Source organism: Nocardia neocaledoniensis (assembly GCF_003182135.1).
In the GTDB taxonomy this organism is placed as follows: Bacteria; Actinomycetota; Actinomycetes; order Mycobacteriales; family Mycobacteriaceae; genus Nocardia; species Nocardia neocaledoniensis.
Genome location: NZ_QGTL01000010.1, coordinates 218595 through 234440, shown reverse-complemented (window position 1 = coordinate 234440; position 15846 = coordinate 218595). Strand labels below are relative to the sequence as shown.

The window sequence follows — 15846 nt, the reverse complement described above, 5'->3', positions numbered from 1 at the left end:
CGGGGCGCTGATTGGAAATTCCCGGCCGGGCTATATCCGCCGTGTGATGGTATTCCGAATTCCGGGCGTCTACCGCCCGCAGGCCGACACCTGGTTGCTGGCCGAGACCCTGCGGCGGGCGCCGCTGCCCCGCGGCGGTTCCGTGCTCGACGTGTGCGCGGGCACCGGCATTCTCGGCTGCACCGCGGCCGGTCTGCTCGGTGCCCGGCTGACCGCGGTGGACATCTCGCGCCGTGCCCTCGCCTCGGCCTGGCTCAACTGCCGGGCCAGGGGCGTGCCGGTGCGACTGGTGCACGGCGGCTTCGAGTCCGCGCGTGCGCTGCCCCGGTTCGACGTGGTGGTGGCGAACCCGCCCTACGTCCCCGCGCCGGGGACGCCGAGGCGCGGTCGTGCCAGGGCCTGGGATGCCGGGCCGGACGGCCGCAGCGTGCTGGACCGGCTGTGCGCCACGTTGCCCGATCTGCTCACCGAGCGCGGCGTGGCGTTCATCGTGCACTCCGCGCTCAGCGACGCCGAGCGCACGGTGACGCAGCTGCGGGCCGGCCTGGCCGGGACCTCGGTGATCGCGCGGGCGAGCGTCGCGTTCGGGCCCGTCCTCCGGTCCCGATCCGCGTGGCTCGCCGAACGGGGACTGATCGAGAAGACCCAGCGGACAGAGGAATTGGTGGTGATCCGTGCCGAACGAGAACCCAGTGTCGAGCTCGCGCTCCCGTGATCGGCGCCGGGTGGAGTACACCGCCGACGGTCCCGCGCTGATCGAGGGACCGGTGGAACTGCACATGCCCGACGGCCGGGTGGTGCGCAGCGACCGCTTCGTGGTGGCCCTGTGCCTGTGCCGCCGCTCGGCGAACTATCCGCTGTGCGACACCAGTCATCGCCGGATCAGGAGACAGGCCCCATGACCGAGCCCGCCCGCCCGCTTCCCGAACCCCGTGGTGAATTGTCCGGCGCCACCGCCGAAGTGCTGCTGAAGGACCCCGGTTCCCCGCTGCCGGTTCTCGCGCCGGGCCACGAGTGCGACGAGGACCTGCTGCTGGCCCTGCACACCTGCTACGAACTGCACTACCACGGGTTTGCCGACGTGGACGAGGACTGGGAATGGGATCCCGGCCTGCTCGCGTGGCGGGCCGCACTCGAAGCGGTCCTGCTGGCCGACCTGCGCGAGCACGTCCCCGGCGGCGACGACGTGCACGCCGAGCTCGACCGCCTGCTCACGGCGCCGCGCACCGAACCGGACATCGCCGGCTTCCTCGCCGAACAGGGCGAGCCCGGCCACGTGCGCGAGTACTTCGCGCACCGTTCGATCTACCACCACATCGAGGCCGATCCGTACGCGTGGGTGATCCCGCGGTTGCGCGGTGATCCGAAGGCGGCGCTGGTGGCCGTCGAGTTCGACGAATTCGGTGGTGGGCGTGGCGAGAACGTGCACGCCCAGCTCTACGCCGACCTGCTCACCGGGGCGGGCCTCGATTCCGGCTATCTGCACTATCTCGACGATGTCGGCGCGCCCATGCTCGCCCTGGTCGACATGATGTCGCTGTTCGGGCTGCACCGATCGCTGCGCGCGGCGACGGTCGGCCACTTCGCCGCCGTGGAGATCAGCTCCTCGCCCGCCTCGCGACGGCTGGCCGAGGTCGTCGGGGACCTGCTCCCACATCCGGATTGCGTTCGCTTCTACACCGAGCACGTCGAAGCCGACGCCGTGCACGAACAGGTCATGCGTCATCGCGTCATCGACGGCCTGCTCGCCGCCGACCCGGCGCACGCGGCGGGCATCGTGTTCGGGATCCAGGCCACCGATCTGCTCGAGAGTCGCTTCACCGACCACGTCCTCGGCGCGTGGCAGCAGGGACGCAGCTCGCTGCGGTCGGATCGCTTGCTTTCGAAACGGTGAAGTTTCGTATGCTGGCCTGGTGGCGAGGGCGAAACGGGCGGGTGGGCGGCCCCGCGAGCAGCGGGTGGACACCGCGATCGCGGCGGCGGTCCGCGAGGTGATCGAGGCGTCGGGCTACGCGGGCCTGACCGTCGACGCGGTCGCGGCGCGCGCCGGAGTGAGCAAGGCCGCGATCTACCGCCGCTACTCCACCAAGCAGGAGATGACCTTCGCGGTCCTGCTGCACGATCTGCACGAGGAGTCCCCGGCCGACACCGGCAGCCTGCACGGCGACCTGATCGCGCTGACCGAGCAGATCGCCGCCCAGGCAGCCGGCTCGAGCCCCGACACCCTGTCCGGCCTGCTCGCCGACATCCGCGCCGATCCGGACCTGCGCAGCCGCTTCGCGTCGTCGTTCCTGACCGTGGAGCGCGGCATCATCGCGGCGGTGCTCGACCGCGCGATCGTGCGCGGCGAACTGGCGAGCCGCCCCGATCCGGCGCTGGTGCAGGCGTTGCTGCTCGGCCCGCTCTACGCGTGGCTGATCGTGCTCGACGAAGACCGCGGCCGCGTCCCGGAGCTCGTCCGCGTGGTCGCGACCACGGCGGCGCACGCGCTCGTCACGAGCGCCGTTCCGGCGTAGGCGCCCGCCCCCACGTCCGGTGCCGCTCGTGGAAACGCGGTCGCCAGGGCCCGGTCGGCCTCGACGGCGTCACCGGTAGGCGGCCGGTGACGGGGCGCCCGCCCGCCGGATGCCGACGGGCAACAGTGCCGCGGCGGCGGTGGCAGGCAGGCTGTGGGGGAGACGGCACCGGCTCGGCCGCGTCGCCGCACTGCACAGCTGAAACAAGCGGTGGCCCTTGGCTTTGTGATGAAAGCCGCAGGTTTGCTGCGGATGTTGCCAGGACCACACTCCGTGGCCCACCATGGATCTCGACGTATCTGAAGCCGAGGAAACACCGTGACGCACTTCGCCGCCCGCCTCAACGAGCTCTTCGACAATGCCGCCGCGCCGGGCGCGCCGCAGTGCACGAACCGTCACGTCGCCCGCACGCTGCGCGCGGCCGGGCATCGCATCTCGGCGCCGTACCTGTCGCAGCTGCGGTCCGGTGACCGGCGCAACCCCTCGCCCAAAACCGTTGCGGCACTGGCGGAATACTTCAAGGTCGAGCCCGCCTACTTCTTCGTCACCGAACTGCCGGACCCGACCGCCGACGACCACCTGATCATCGGCCGCCTCGAACTCGCCCAACCACGCGCCCTGCTGACCCGCGTGATCGGTCTGTCCAGCGAATCCCTCGACATCCTCGTCACCATGGCCGAGCGCCTGCGCGCCGGTGACGGCCTGCTGGTCGACATCCACCACGACGCCTGATCACCCAGCGCGTCAAGGGTTCTCGATCAGGGCGGACCCGCGCGCAGCCGCGCACGCGCCGTGGCCCGGGTGACGCCCACCGGCAGCTGGGTCAGCCACCAGGTGGCGCCAGCGCGCTCGTAGGCCGCGCACTCGTCGTCGGCGGGTCCGGCGACCACGACGTCGTAGCCGGTGAGATCGCCGCCGCGGTGCCCGGCGACGATGGCGAGCATCGCGGCGAGTTCGGCCGGTGTGGCTTCCGGGCACAGCCCGTCGTAGCGGGCCGCGCGCCGCAACGGCGCCTGGCGCACCGACTGGGCGGCGACCCAGATCGGGATCCGTGGGCGCTGGAGCGGGCGTGGCAGGAACTGGAGCCCGTCCACCGGGAATGCCGGACCCGGATGGTCGACGATCTCGCCCGACCACAGCGCGGTCAGCACGGTGAGTGCCTCGTCGAGGCGTTTCGCCCGGTCGCGTGGCGCCGTCACTTCGCCGAGCCGGGCGAATTCGCCGGTAGCGTCGGAGCCGAGGCCGACGCCGAGGGCGAACCTGCCGTCGCTCAGCTGATCGAGGGCGACGCTCGCACGGGCGACGTCCTGTGGGCGCCTGCGTGAAAGCGGAGTGACACGGGGTCCGAGGACGACCCGCCGCGTGGCGGCCGCGATGGCGGCCAGTCCGATCCAGGCGTCGCCCACCGCCAGACCCGGCTCCTGTGGGCGCGCGACGTGGTCCCACAGGAAGACGCCGTCGAACCCGGCCATTTCGGCCTCGGCCGCCAGTTCCGCCAGCACCCTCGGGTCGGCCAGCTCGCCGAACGGCGGCAGGTACACCCCGTGTCGCAGGACCATGTCCGCAGCCTAGAGCTTGACCTGGACATTGGTTGAGATCTTAGCGTCGTGTCGACCAGCGCATCCACGAGAGGACTGCTCATGATTCTGCTGACCGGCGCGACCGGGAACATCGGCCGCACCCTGCTAGGCGAGCTCCGCACGGACGGAAGGGAACCGCTCAGGGCCGTGACACGGGAGGTGCGCGGCGCGGAGTTCCCGGACGGTGTGGAGGCGGTAGAGGCCGATCTGTCCGACGTCTCCTCGCTGCCCGCCCTCTTCGCGGGCGTGCGCGCGATGTTCCTGGTGCCGAATCTCGGCCCGGATGCCGAGATCATCGCGGCCGCGCGCCGCGCCGGGGTCGAGCACGTGGTCCTGGTGTCGTCGATCACCGTCGAGACCCATCCGCACCTGGCGGCGGCCGCCGAGAACGCTCGCGTCGAGAAGCTCCTCGACGCGAGCGGGATGGACCTGACCGTGCTGCGGCCCACCCAGTTCGCCTCCAACGCCTTGCTGTGGGCCGCGGAGATCCGTGCGGGACAACCGATTCGGATTCCGTACGCCGACACCGCGCTGCCCACGATCCATCCCGGCGACATCGCCTCGGTGGCCCGGGTCGCGCTGACCGAGCCCGGCCATCGGGGACAGCGGTACGCGCTGACCGGTCCGGCTCCGATCAGCGCGCGCCAGCAGATCGCCACCCTGGCCGCGCTGCTCGGCCGAGAGATCGACGTCGTCGAGATCACCCGCGCGCAGGCGCGTCCGCGCCTGCGCGAGATCTTCGGTGACGCCGCCGACGCCGTCCTCGACGTGACCGGCGGCGACGTGAACGACGACCTGCTGCGTGTGCGCGACACCGTCACCCGGATCACGGGCGCGCAGCGGACCTTTCAGCGCTGGGCCGAGGAGAACATCGACGCCTTCCGCTGAGTCAGCGTGGTGTGACGCCGTACTCCGCGGAGGCTCCTCCGGTGGCGTGCGGCGCCGCGTCGCGCGCGTACAGGGTGGCGGGTCCGAGGCGCCGCGCCAGGCCGGCGAGCAGCGCGGCGCAGCCCAACCCGGACAGCACCAGCCCCGTCCCGAAGAGGGCCGGGTAGCCGAACAGGTCGCCGACGATGCCCGCGGCCATGCCCGCCATTCCCTGGACCACGACGATGGCGCAGGCCAGCAGCGTGTAATCGGTGCCCGCGTAGTCGGAGTCGGCGGCGTCCATCATCAGGGCGAACACCGCGACCGTCGCCGCGCCGCCGAAGACGTGCTCGGCGAGCGAGGCCGCGACGAGCAGTTCGAAGCCGCCGAGCCCCAGGGCGGCGACCAGATACAGGGCGATGCTCGCGGTCTGGGTGACCCCGCCGAGGAGCAGCGCGCGCCGGCGGCCGAAACGATAGGCGAGCCACCCGCCGACGGCGGCACCGGCGAGCGCGCCCGCCGAGGAGAGCACGCCCTTGACCAGGGCGATCTGGCCGAGATCGAGCCCGGCGTCGGACAGGAACGGTCCGGTGAGCGCGGCGGCCATCGAGTCACCGAACTTGAACGCGCCGATCAGCGCGACGAAGGTCAGCACGCCGGGCCTGCGCAGCCGGGTCAACCAAGCGACGGGCATCACCGCCGACCGCGGACGCGGTGGGCGGTCGGAGACCGGTTCGCGCAGCAGCCACACCGGCACCGTGGTGAGCAGGATCAGCGCGGCCATGGCGAGGAACAGCAGCCGCCAGCCGGACACGGCGAACAGCCACAGCAGCGCCCCGCCGCCGACGATCATCCCGATCCGGTACGCGCCCACCTGGATACCGTTGCCGAGACCACGTTCGCGTGGCCCGAGCAGGCGCACGGCCAGGCCGTCGGTGGCCACGTCCTGGGTCGCCGAGAGCAGGTTCACCACCACGATGCCGACGAACAGCCAGCGCAGCGAGGCCGACAGGTCCAGGCAGGCCAGCAGCATCGCGACCGTGGCCGCGGTCAGCTGCAGGACGAGCAGCCAGGTGCGCCGGGTGCCGTACCGGTCGACATAGGGCGCCCACAGGAACTTCAGCGCCCACGGCAGGAACAGCACCCCCGAGGCGCTGATCGCCACCAGCGAGAAACCGGATTCGCGCAGCACCACGGGCAGTGCCTGGGTGAAGAAGCCGAACGGCAGACCCTGGGCGAAGTACAGCGACGACAACAGCGCCAGCGTGCTCGCGGTGATCACACCCGGACGGGTGGTGGTGCTCATGGGGTCATCGTCGCAGAGCCGACGGCCGCGCGCCGCGCGCACCCATTGTGATCGCGCTGCGCGCAACCGGTGAGCGCGCGGCCAGGCCGGGCCATGGTGAGGACATGACATCCACAGAGAAGGCACGCGTCGCCGATTCCGCCCTGGACGAGCTGTTCGCCCCGATCTTCGCCCGCATCGCCGAGGGCGCCGTCGCCCGCGAGACCGACCGGGAACTCGCGCACACCGAGATCGCCGCCCTGCGGGCCGCCCGCTTCGGCGCGCTGCGGGTGCCCGTGGAGTACGGCGGCCACGGCGCGAGCGTGCGCCAGCTGTTCCGCCAGCTCATCGCCTTGGCCGCGGCCGAATCGAATCTGCCGCAGGCGCTGCGGGTGCACTTCTCCTTCGTCGAGGACCAACTGCTCGCCGAGGCCGGGCCGGTTCGGGAGCGGTGGCTGCGCGCGATCAGCGCGGGCACGCTGGTGGGCAACGCGATCACCGAACCAGGCGTAGGCGCCGTCGACCGCTACCGGACCCGGCTCACCCGCGACGGCGAGCACTGGCGACTCGACGGCACCAAGTACTACAGCACCGGCTCGCTGTACGCCGACCACATCCTCGTCGCCGCGGACCGTGACGGCGAACGCGTGGGCGTGCTGGTCGGCGCCCGCGCCGACGGCGTCCGCCAGCACGACGACTGGGACGGATTCGGGCAGCGGCTCACCGCCAGCGGCACCACCGAGTTCGCCGCGGTCCGCGTCACCGACGAGCAGATCCTCGGACCGGGTTATGGGGTGCCCGGACCCACCTATGCCACCGCCTACCTCCAGCTGGTCCAGCTCGCCGTGCTGGCCGGCATCGCGCAGCGCGCCGAAAGCGATGTGCGGGAATGGGTGTCGCGCCGCACCCGCGGCTACACCCATTCGGCCGCCGACCTGCCCCGCCACGATCCGCTCGTGCAGCAGGTGATCGGGAAGCTGTCCGCGGCCGCCTTCGCCGCCCGCGCGACCGTGCTCGCGGTCGCCGACCTGCTCGACGAGGTGCTCGCGGCGGGCGCGACCGACCGGCGCGCGCTCACCGAGGTGGAACTGGCCGCCGCCCAGGCCCAGCTCGCGGTGATCGACACCGTGCTGCCCGCGACGAGTCTGCTGTTCGAGGTCGGCGGGGCGTCCATCGTCTCCGAAGGCCTTCGCCTGGACCGGCATTGGCGCAACGCGCGAACGATCTCCGTGCACAATCCGGCCATCCAGAAGGCACGGGTGGTGGGCGATCATCTGCTCAACGGCACCGACCTGCCGTTCGGCTGGAGCGCGGGCGAGCGGGCCGCGGCGGAGGTGAACCGATGACGCGCCGGATCCGGTTCAACGCCTTCGACATGAACTGCGTGGCCCACCAGTCGCCCGGTCTGTGGCGTCACCCCGACGACCAGTCGCACCGCTACAAGGAACTCGGCTATTGGACCGAGCTCGCCCGCCTGCTCGAGCGGGGCCGCTTCGACGGCCTGTTCATCGCTGACGTCCTCGGCATCTACGACGCGTACGGCGGCAACGACATCGCCGCGCTGCGCCAGGGCGCGCAGGTGCCGGTGGCCGACCCGCTGCTGCTGGTGACGGCGATGGCCGCGGTGACCGAGCACCTCGGTTTCGGCGTCACCACCGGCACCGGGTTCGAGCACCCGTTCCCGTTCGCCCGCCGCCTGTCCACCCTGGACCATCTCACCGACGGCCGGATCGGCTGGAACGTGGTGACGGGCTATCTGCCCTCGGCCGCGCGCAACATGGGCGCCGACGACCAGCTCGACCACGACGATCGCTACGACCAGGCCGACGAGTACCTCGAGGTGCTCTACAAGCTCTGGGAGGGCTCGTGGGAGGACGACGCGGTCGTCCGCGACGCGGCGAGCGGGGTCTACGTCGATCCGGCCAAGGTGCACCACATCGGCCATCGCGGACGGCATTTCAGCGTGCCCGGCATCCACCTGTCCGAGCCCTCGCCGCAGCGCACGCCGGTGATCTATCAGGCGGGCGCCTCGCCGCGCGGTGTGCGCTTCGCCGCGGAGAACGCCGAGGCGATCTTCGTCGCCGCCCCGTCGAAACGCGTACTCGCCCAGACGGTGTCGCGGATCAGGGACGCGCTCGAGCAGGCGGGCCGCGACCGCTACGCGGCGCGGATCTACGCGCTGGCCACCATCGTCACCGACGCCACCGACGAGGCCGCGCGCGCCAAACACGAGGAGTACCTGTCCTACGCGAGCGTGGAGGGCGGGCTGGTGTTCATGTCGGGGTGGATGGGCATCGACCTGTCGCGCTACGACCTCGACGATCCCATCGGCGAGGTGCACAGCAACGCCATCCAGTCGGCCGTGGCCGCCTTCCAGGAGTTCGACGACGACGGGCGCGAGTGGACGGTGCGCGACATCGGTCGCTGGGCCGGGATCGGCGGCATGGGTCCGGTGTTCGTCGGATCGGGGGAGACCGTGGCCGACCAGCTGCAGGACTGGGCGGGCGAGACCGACCTGGACGGGTTCAACCTCGCCTACGCGATCACCCCGGGCACCTTCGAAGACATCGTGCGGCACGTGGTTCCGGTGCTGACCGCGCGGGGCGCGTATGCGGCCGAGTACCCTGGGGGCACCCTGCGGCACGCGCTGTTCGGCGCCGGCGACCGGCTCCCGGACGAGCATCGCGGCGCGAGTTACCGTGTGGGCGGACCGAATTCGACCGCCCTGGCCGACGCACAGGCCCGGCCGGGCTCGGCCATCGACTCCCGCTGAGTACAACCCTGCTGCGGCGGACCGGAATCGCGCACCATTCCGGTATGACATCGCAGAATCCCGCTTCACGTTCCACGCGTTCGGCCGCGATCGTCGGCGCCGGACAGACCGGCGTCTCCGCGGCGCTAGGTCTGCTCGACGCCGGCTTCACGGTCACGCTCTACAGCGACCGCGACCAGCCCGCCCTCCGCGACGACGTTCCTGCCACCGGCACCGCCCTGGAATTCGGTGTGGCCCAACAGGCCGAACTGGCTCTCGGCCTGGACACCTACACCGCCAGGGCGCCCCGCCACACCGGGCTCAGCGTGCGCCTGGTCGATCCCGACCGCAACGAATTGATCGCCTTCGACGGCGCCTTCGACGGCTACGTCGGGGTCGCGGTCGACACCAGGCTCAAAGCCGACGAACGGCTCTCCGCGTTCCGCGCCCGCGGCGGCCGCTTCGTGGTCGAGCAGGTCACTCCGGAAACCCTGGACGGTATCGCCGCCGCGCACGACCTGACCCTCGTCGCGACCGGCCGCGCCGGCCTGTCGGACCTGTTCCCGATCGACACCGCCCGCACGGTCTACGACGCGCCCCAGCGCAAGCTCCTCACCGTGACGGTGACCGGCCTCGGCCACGACCCGGACGTGTTCGCCCATCGCGGCCCGGCCGGCGGCGCGCACAGCGGTTTCTCCATCTTCGCCGATCAGGGCGAGGGCTGGTGGGGTCCCTACCTGCACAAGGACGCGGGCCCGAGCTGGGCGTTCCTCGGCTGGGCGCGACCGGGCAGCGACTGGGAGCGCCGCTTCGCCACCGCGGACTCGGCGGCCTCGGCCCACCGGGTGGTCACCGAGCTCTACCGCGACTACGCGGATTGGGATCTGCCGGAAGTGCTGGCCACCACGGTGATCGAGGACGACCCGCACTCGTGGCTGACCGGTGCCGTCCGCCCGGTGGTGCGCGCGGGCGTCGGCCGCACGGCGAGCGGTCATCCCGTCGCTTCGCTGGGCGATACCTCGGTGGCCTACGACCCGATCGCCGGGCAGGGCGCGCAGAGCGGCCTGATCCAGGCGCAGCGCTTGGTCGCGGCCGCCGCGGTGCACGACGGCCCCTTCGACGAGGCCTGGATCGCGGCGCGCTACGCCGAGTTCCTCGCCGCCCGCGGTGATGCCGCCGCCAAGGTGACCCGCCTGTTCCTCAGTGACCCGGCCTTCGCCGACATCGGCGGCCAGTTCTTCGCCGCCGCCGCGGTCGACGACCGGTTCGCCTCGGCGCTGGTCGGTCTGCTGCACCATCCGCAGTCCTTCCTCGGCATCGAGACCGCCGATCAGGCGGGGGCCTACATCGAGCAGGTCACCGGCGTGCCCGCCGCGGATCTGCTCGCCCGTTTCCAGCCGGCGGGACGGTTCGCGCGCTCCGCGTACGAGGGGGCGCTCACCCGCGCCTGACCCGATCACCCTGCACGGCAAGCGATCTCGCTGGTGGGCGTCGTCCGGGACCCTACGGTCACCGCGGCGGCGTCCACCCGCGGCGGTACGGACACGCAATCGAGGCTCCCACTCCGTGGTCACCGGTGTTCCGCCTCCGACGGCCGCGTGGGAGCGTGACGGGGGAGTGCTGTCGTTCGAGGAAGGTCGCCGTCGATGCGGGGAATCAATCACATCGTGTTGTTCGTGGCGGACCTGCCGCGCAGTATCGGCTTCTACGAGGACGTGCTGGGCTTCGAGCGGCTGCCCGAATCGTTTCCCGGTGGCGCGTTCCTGCGTCATCCCGGCTCGGCCAACGACCACGACCTCGGCCTGTTCCAGGCCGGACGGCCCGCGGCGCCAGGGGGTTCGGTGGGCCTCTACCACGTGGCGTGGGAGGTCGACACGCTCGCGGAACTGGCCGAGGTCCGGAATCGGCTCGCGGCGGCGCACGCGCTGACCGGAGCCGGTGACCACGGCTCGACCAAGGCCCTCTACGCCCGCGATCCCGACGGCATCGAGTTCGAGGTGTGCTGGCTGGTCCCCGACGAACACGTGGAAGACGCGCTGGCCCCCGGCACCGCCCTGACCGCGCCCCTGGACATCGCCGCCCAGATCGATCGCTACGGCGCCACGACCCCGGGCGGCCCGCGCACCGATCCGCAGGTCTGGGCACGCGTCGCGGCGCGGCGGGCGGCGACCTCCTGAGGCCCGCGCGGGCGCCGTGTCATGGTGGGTAGGGTGCCCGGTGACGAGGAGGTGCTGATGGGTACGGGAAACGAGCGGGTCCCCAGTCGCTGGGAAGAGCTCACGGCCGCGGATCCGGCGCATTCGACCTGGTACGTGGAGCGATTCCGGAATCTCGCCGCCCAGGGCGAGGACATCGTCGGCGAGGCTCGGATGGTCGACGCGATGCTCGGGCGCGGCAGCCGGGTGCTCGACGCCGGATGCGGAGCGGGCCGCACGGGCGGCTATCTCGCCGGGGCCGGGCACACCGTCGTCGGCGTCGATGTGGACCCGGTGCTGATCGACGCGGCACGGGCGGATCATCCGGGCCCGACGTGGCTGGTGGGCGACCTCGCCGAACTGGACCTCCCGGCCCGCGGCATCGCCGCCGATTTCGACCTCATCGTGTGCGCGGGCAATGTGATGACCTTCCTCGCGCCCACCACGCGGCGCTTGGTGCTCACGGGCTTCGCCCGGCATCTCAGCCCGCGCGGGCGGGTGGTGATCGGGTTCGGCGCCGAGCGCGGCTACCCGTTCCCGGAATTCCTCGCTGATGCCGAATCATGCGGTCTCGCAGCCGATCTGCTGCTCTCGACCTGGGATCTGCGACCCTTCACCGACGACGCCGACTTCCTGGTCGCGGTGCTGTCGCCCGCGCGCTGAACGCTGCCCTTCCCCCTTCTACTGTATACACGATTCCGGGCCCTCATGAGGCGCCGAATTGTCGTCCATAATCGCTCGCGAAAACCGAAACCACCAGGTGAGGAGTAGCGCGATGGCGTATGTGCTCGACTTCGGCGACATCGACCGGACCCAGGTCGAGACGGTCGGCGGCAAGGGCGCGAACCTCGGGGAACTCGCTCGCGTCGACGGCGTCGCGGTCCCCGACGGGTTCTGCGTGACGACCGAGGCCTTCGCCGCGACGGTGGCCGCCGCGCCGTCGTTCAATGAACTCCTCGACGAACTCTCCGGGCTCGCGCCTGACGACCGCGCGGGGATCGCCGCGCTGAGCGCCCGGCTGCGCCACACCGTCGAAGAACTGCCGGTCCCCGACGCGGTAGCCGCCGAGATCCGCGCCGCGCACGCCCGGCTCGGAGTCGACGACGCCTACGCGGTGCGCTCCAGCGCGACGGCCGAGGACCTGCCGACCGCGTCGTTCGCGGGCCAGCAGGACAGCTACCTGAACGTGGTGGGCGCGGCGTCGATCCTGGATCACGTCCGCCGCTGCTGGGGTTCGTTGTTCACCGAGCGGGCGATCACCTACCGGCTGCGCAACGGCTTCGACAGCGCGAAGATCCGGATGGCGGTGGTCGTTCAGCGGATGGTGTGCGCGCGGACCGCGGGCATCATGGTCACGGCCGACCCGGTGACCTCCGACCGCACGGTCGTGTCCATCGACGCCGGATTCGGGCTGGGGGAGGCGCTCGTCTCCGGGCTGGTGAACGCCGACGTCTACCGGGTGCGCGAGGACACCGTCCTCAGCGCGTCGATCGCCACCAAGAAGCTGGCGGTGCGTCCTGTTCCCGGCGGCGGCACCGAGGTGTGCGAGCTCGCCGACGAGTCCCGTACCGAGCGCGTGCTCACCGACGACGAGGTGCTGCGGCTGGCGCGGCTCGGACGACGGATCGAAGCGCACTTCGGCGCCCCGCAGGACATCGAATGGTGTTGCGACGATACCGGATTCCGCATCGTGCAGAGCAGGCCCATCACCACACTGTTCCCGATCCCCGTCGCCGGGGACACCGCGAACCGGGTCTACGTCTCGGTCGGGCACCAGCAGATGATGACCGACGCGATGAAGCCGCTCGGCCTCTCGGTCTGGCAGCTGACCAGCCCCGCCGTGATGCGGGACGCGGGCGGCCGGCTGTTCGTCGACGTCACCGCGGCCCTGTCCGCTCCGGCGACCCGCGCCGCCGTGGTCGACGGGCTCGGCAAGTCCGACCCGCTGATCGGCGACGCCCTGCGCACCGTCCTCGACCGCGACGGCTTCGTCCCCCTCGCACCACCCGCCGACCCGGCCACCGCACCGGCCGCGCCGACACCGGAACCCGTGCCGACCGATCCGGCGATCGTCGCCGAGCTGATCGCGCACTGCGAGAACTACGTGGCCGAGTTGCGGCGGACGATCGAACCGCTCGCCGGCCCGGAACTGCTGGACTTCATCGAGAACGACATCCAGCAGCTGCGGCGCACCCTGTTCCTTCCGCGCAGCCTCCAGGTGATCAACGCCGCCATCGACGCCACCTGGTGGCTCAACGACCGGCTGGGCGAATGGCTGGGGGAGAAGAACGCCGCCGACGTCCTCACCCAGTCGGTCCCCGGCAACGTGACCTCCGAGATGGGGCTGGCGCTGCTCGATGTCGCCGACGTGATCCGCCCGCTGCCCGCCGTCGTCGCCTACCTGGCCGAAGTCGAGCGGCGCGGCGCCGACACCGATTTCCTCGACGAGCTCGCCCGCCGCCCCGGCGGGAGCACGGCGCGCGCGGCGATCGAGGGCTTTCTCGAGCGGTACGGCATGCGGTGCGTCGGCGAGATCGACATCACCAGGCCCCGCTGGCGCGAACGGCCCGCCACCCTCGTGCCGACCATCCTCGGCAACGTGCGCACCTTCGCCCCCGGTGCCGGACAGCGGCGTTTCGAGGACGGGCTGCGCGCCGCCGAACAGGCGGAACACGAACTCCTGCAGCGTGTCCGGGCCCTGCCCGACGGCGCGCGCAAGGCCGAGGAGACCGCGGCGACGATCGCGCGGGTCCGCACCTTCGCCGGCTATCGGGAGTATCCGAAGTACGCGATGGTGAGCTGCTACTTCATCTACAAGCAGGCCCTGCTCCGCGAGGCCGGGCGCCTCGTCGCTGCGGATGTCCTCGACGATCCCGAGGACATCTACTACCTGCGTTTCGACGAACTCGCCGAGGTGGTGCGCACCCGGCGGGTGCGACCCGGGCTCCTCGACGACCGCAAGGACGCGTTCCGCTCCTATCAGTCGCTCACCGCGCCGCGCGTGCTCACCTCCGACGGCGAAGCGCTCAGCGGCGCGTACCGGCGCGAGGACCTGCCCGCGGGCGCGCTGCCCGGCATGGCCGTCTCGGCCGGGACGGTCGAGGGCCGGGCCCGGGTGCTCACCGACATCGGCCAGGCCGACCTCGCGCCGGGCGACATCCTGGTCACCGCCTACACCGATCCGAGCTGGACTCCGTTGTTCGTGGCGATCGCGGGGCTGGTGACCGAGGTCGGCGGCGTGATGACCCACGGCGCGGTGATCGCCCGCGAATACGGGCTGCCGGCCGTCGTCGGCGTGGAACACGCCACCGCGCTGATCCACGACGGCCAGCGCATCCGGGTGCACGGCACGGAGGGCTACGTGGAGATCCTCGCGGAGTGACCACGATTGCCGGCCGCGGGTGTGGTGCCGGTACCGTCGGGAACCGGCCCGCACGCGGTGCCGAACCCGGACCGCGCGGCCGGAATTCGCGCGAAACCAGGTGTCCGCACCCCGGACGTCGGTCGGTCTCGGAGAAGGAAACCTGTTGTGCTGCAGATGATCATCGTCGGCGCGTTGGCCGCGTCGGCGCACTGGCTGCTGTATCGGCGCCTGGTGATCGCCACCGGTGTGCCCGGCCCCGCCAAGGTCGCGGCGGGGATCGTGCTCGGCCTGCTGTGGGTCGCGGCGGTGATCGCCCTCGGCGCGGGCAGCGTGTACGCGCCAGGCCCGGTCCGGCCGGTGGTGTGGCTGGGCTACACCTGGTTCGTGGTGCTGCTCTATCTGCTGCTCGGGCTGCTGGTGATCGGACTGGTGTTGCTGGTCCTGCGGCTGGCCGGCTCGACACGGCGCACCACCTGGCTCCGGGCGCTGTCCGCCGTGGCGGTGGTGGTCTCTCTCGGCGCGGTCGGTGTGGGCGTGGTGCAGGCCGAGAACGTCCGCGTCGTCGAGACCGAGGGACGCTTCGCCGATCTGCCCCGGCAGTTCGACGGGTTGCGGGTGGCCGTGGTGTCGGACCTGCACGTCGGCGCCGCCCGGGGGCCCGGCCTCACCGCGCGGATCGTCGATCTGGTCAACGCGCAGCACCCCGACCTCATCGTGCTGCCCGGCGATCTGCTGGACGGTGCGGTCGACCTGGTCAGCGGCGACATCGCGCCGCTGGCGGAGTTGCGCGCCGGGTACGGCGTCATCGGCGTCGCGGGCAATCACGAGGGATACGTGGACGAGGTCGGCTCCTGGCTGGACCACTGGGAGACCCTCGGCATCGAGACCCTGCGCAACACCAGGACGGAGCTGTCGATCGACGGCGCCTCGATCGACATCGCCGGCGTCTACGACTACGCGGCCCCTGCGCCGTACGCCCCGGATCTGGACGCCGCGCTCGCCGGCACGGATCCGGCCCGCTTCACGCTGCTGCTCGCCCACCAGCCACGCCAGGCGCCCGCGGCGGGCGAACGCGACGTCGATCTGCAGCTGTCCGGCCACACCCACGGCGGCCAGCTGTGGCCGTTCGTCTATCCGGTGCGCTGGGCCAATCCGACGGTCTCGGGCTGGGACCGATTCGGCGACATGCGCATCTTCACCACGGTCGGCGCCGGGGCGTGGGGGCCGCCGGTCCGGCTCGGTGTGCAGCCGGAGGTCGTGATCCTCACCCTGCGCACCGCCTGAAAC

15 protein-coding genes are annotated in these 15846 nt (G+C 71.8%); 13 read left to right on the top strand and 2 right to left on the bottom strand.

The window, feature by feature from the left end; all coding sequences use genetic code 11:
- Window positions 1–46 precede the first annotated feature (46 nt).
- The 5 genes from DFR69_RS25010 (at window position 47) to DFR69_RS24990 (ending at window position 3248) form a co-directional block, all read left to right on the top strand.
- Window positions 47–715 carry a methyltransferase gene (locus DFR69_RS25010; RefSeq protein WP_110040056.1) on the top strand — a complete coding sequence of 223 codons (669 nt, stop codon included), beginning with the start codon at window positions 47–49 and terminating at the stop codon, window positions 713–715.
- Window positions 693–902 carry a CDGSH iron-sulfur domain-containing protein gene (locus DFR69_RS25005; protein WP_244198443.1) on the top strand — a complete coding sequence of 70 codons (210 nt, stop codon included), beginning with the start codon at window positions 693–695 and terminating at the stop codon, window positions 900–902. Before DFR69_RS25010 ends, DFR69_RS25005 begins: the two co-directional genes overlap by 23 nt.
- Window positions 899–1894: an iron-containing redox enzyme family protein gene (locus DFR69_RS25000; protein ID WP_110040054.1), complete on the top strand. Its 996-nt coding sequence runs from the start codon at window positions 899–901 to the stop codon at window positions 1892–1894. The genes DFR69_RS25005 and DFR69_RS25000 overlap by 4 nt, the downstream gene beginning before the upstream one ends.
- Window positions 1895–1913: 19 nt before the next feature.
- Window positions 1914–2516: a TetR/AcrR family transcriptional regulator gene (locus DFR69_RS24995; RefSeq protein ID WP_110040053.1), complete on the top strand. Its 603-nt coding sequence runs from the start codon at window positions 1914–1916 to the stop codon at window positions 2514–2516.
- Window positions 2517–2834: 318 nt separating this feature from the next.
- Entirely contained in the window at window positions 2835–3248 is a 414-nt protein-coding gene (locus tag DFR69_RS24990) for a helix-turn-helix domain-containing protein (RefSeq protein ID WP_110040052.1), read from the top strand.
- Between the two features lie 26 nt (window positions 3249–3274).
- Here DFR69_RS24990 and DFR69_RS24985 read toward each other — a convergent pair whose 3' ends face one another.
- Window positions 3275–4075 (bottom strand): LLM class flavin-dependent oxidoreductase, encoded by an 801-nt coding sequence (locus DFR69_RS24985; RefSeq protein ID WP_110040051.1) that lies wholly within the window; start codon window positions 4073–4075, stop codon window positions 3275–3277.
- A gap of 81 nt (window positions 4076–4156) precedes the next feature.
- Between DFR69_RS24985 and DFR69_RS24980 the strand changes: the two genes are divergently transcribed.
- Window positions 4157–4984: an SDR family oxidoreductase gene (locus tag DFR69_RS24980; RefSeq protein ID WP_110040050.1), complete on the top strand. Its 828-nt coding sequence runs from the start codon at window positions 4157–4159 to the stop codon at window positions 4982–4984.
- A 1-nt stretch (window position 4985) separates the two neighbouring features.
- On the opposite strand, the gene DFR69_RS24975 is transcribed toward DFR69_RS24980, so the two are convergent.
- A complete protein-coding gene (locus tag DFR69_RS24975; RefSeq protein WP_110040049.1) occupies window positions 4986–6269 on the bottom strand; it encodes an MFS transporter in 1284 nt (427 codons plus the stop codon).
- Between the two features lie 104 nt (window positions 6270–6373).
- Here DFR69_RS24975 and DFR69_RS24970 point away from each other — a divergent pair, with 104 nt between their 5' ends.
- The 7 genes from DFR69_RS24970 to DFR69_RS24940 all read left to right on the top strand — a co-directional run bounded on the left by DFR69_RS24970 (window position 6374) and on the right by DFR69_RS24940 (window position 15843).
- A complete protein-coding gene (locus DFR69_RS24970; protein ID WP_110040113.1) occupies window positions 6374–7594 on the top strand; it encodes an acyl-CoA dehydrogenase family protein in 1221 nt (406 codons plus the stop codon).
- Entirely contained in the window at window positions 7591–9021 is a 1431-nt protein-coding gene (locus DFR69_RS24965; protein WP_110040048.1) for an LLM class flavin-dependent oxidoreductase, read from the top strand. Before DFR69_RS24970 ends, DFR69_RS24965 begins: the two co-directional genes overlap by 4 nt.
- Before the next feature lie 44 nt (window positions 9022–9065).
- Window positions 9066–10451, top strand: a complete 1386-nt coding sequence (locus tag DFR69_RS24960) for a styrene monooxygenase/indole monooxygenase family protein (protein ID WP_110040047.1) — start codon at window positions 9066–9068, stop codon at window positions 10449–10451.
- 195 nt (window positions 10452–10646) lie between these two features.
- Complete coding sequence (locus tag DFR69_RS24955) at window positions 10647–11177, top strand: VOC family protein (protein WP_110040046.1); 531 nt, start codon at window positions 10647–10649, stop codon at window positions 11175–11177.
- A 57-nt stretch (window positions 11178–11234) separates the two neighbouring features.
- Window positions 11235–11858 (top strand): class I SAM-dependent methyltransferase, encoded by a 624-nt coding sequence (locus tag DFR69_RS24950; RefSeq protein WP_110040112.1) that lies wholly within the window; start codon window positions 11235–11237, stop codon window positions 11856–11858.
- A gap of 112 nt (window positions 11859–11970) precedes the next feature.
- Window positions 11971–14577, top strand: coding sequence for a rifamycin-inactivating phosphotransferase (gene rph / locus DFR69_RS24945; RefSeq protein WP_110040045.1), 2607 nt, complete (start codon window positions 11971–11973; stop codon window positions 14575–14577).
- Window positions 14578–14724: 147 nt separating this feature from the next.
- Window positions 14725–15843 carry a metallophosphoesterase gene (locus DFR69_RS24940; protein ID WP_373867101.1) on the top strand — a complete coding sequence of 373 codons (1119 nt, stop codon included), beginning with the start codon at window positions 14725–14727 and terminating at the stop codon, window positions 15841–15843.
- Window positions 15844–15846 lie beyond the last annotated feature (3 nt).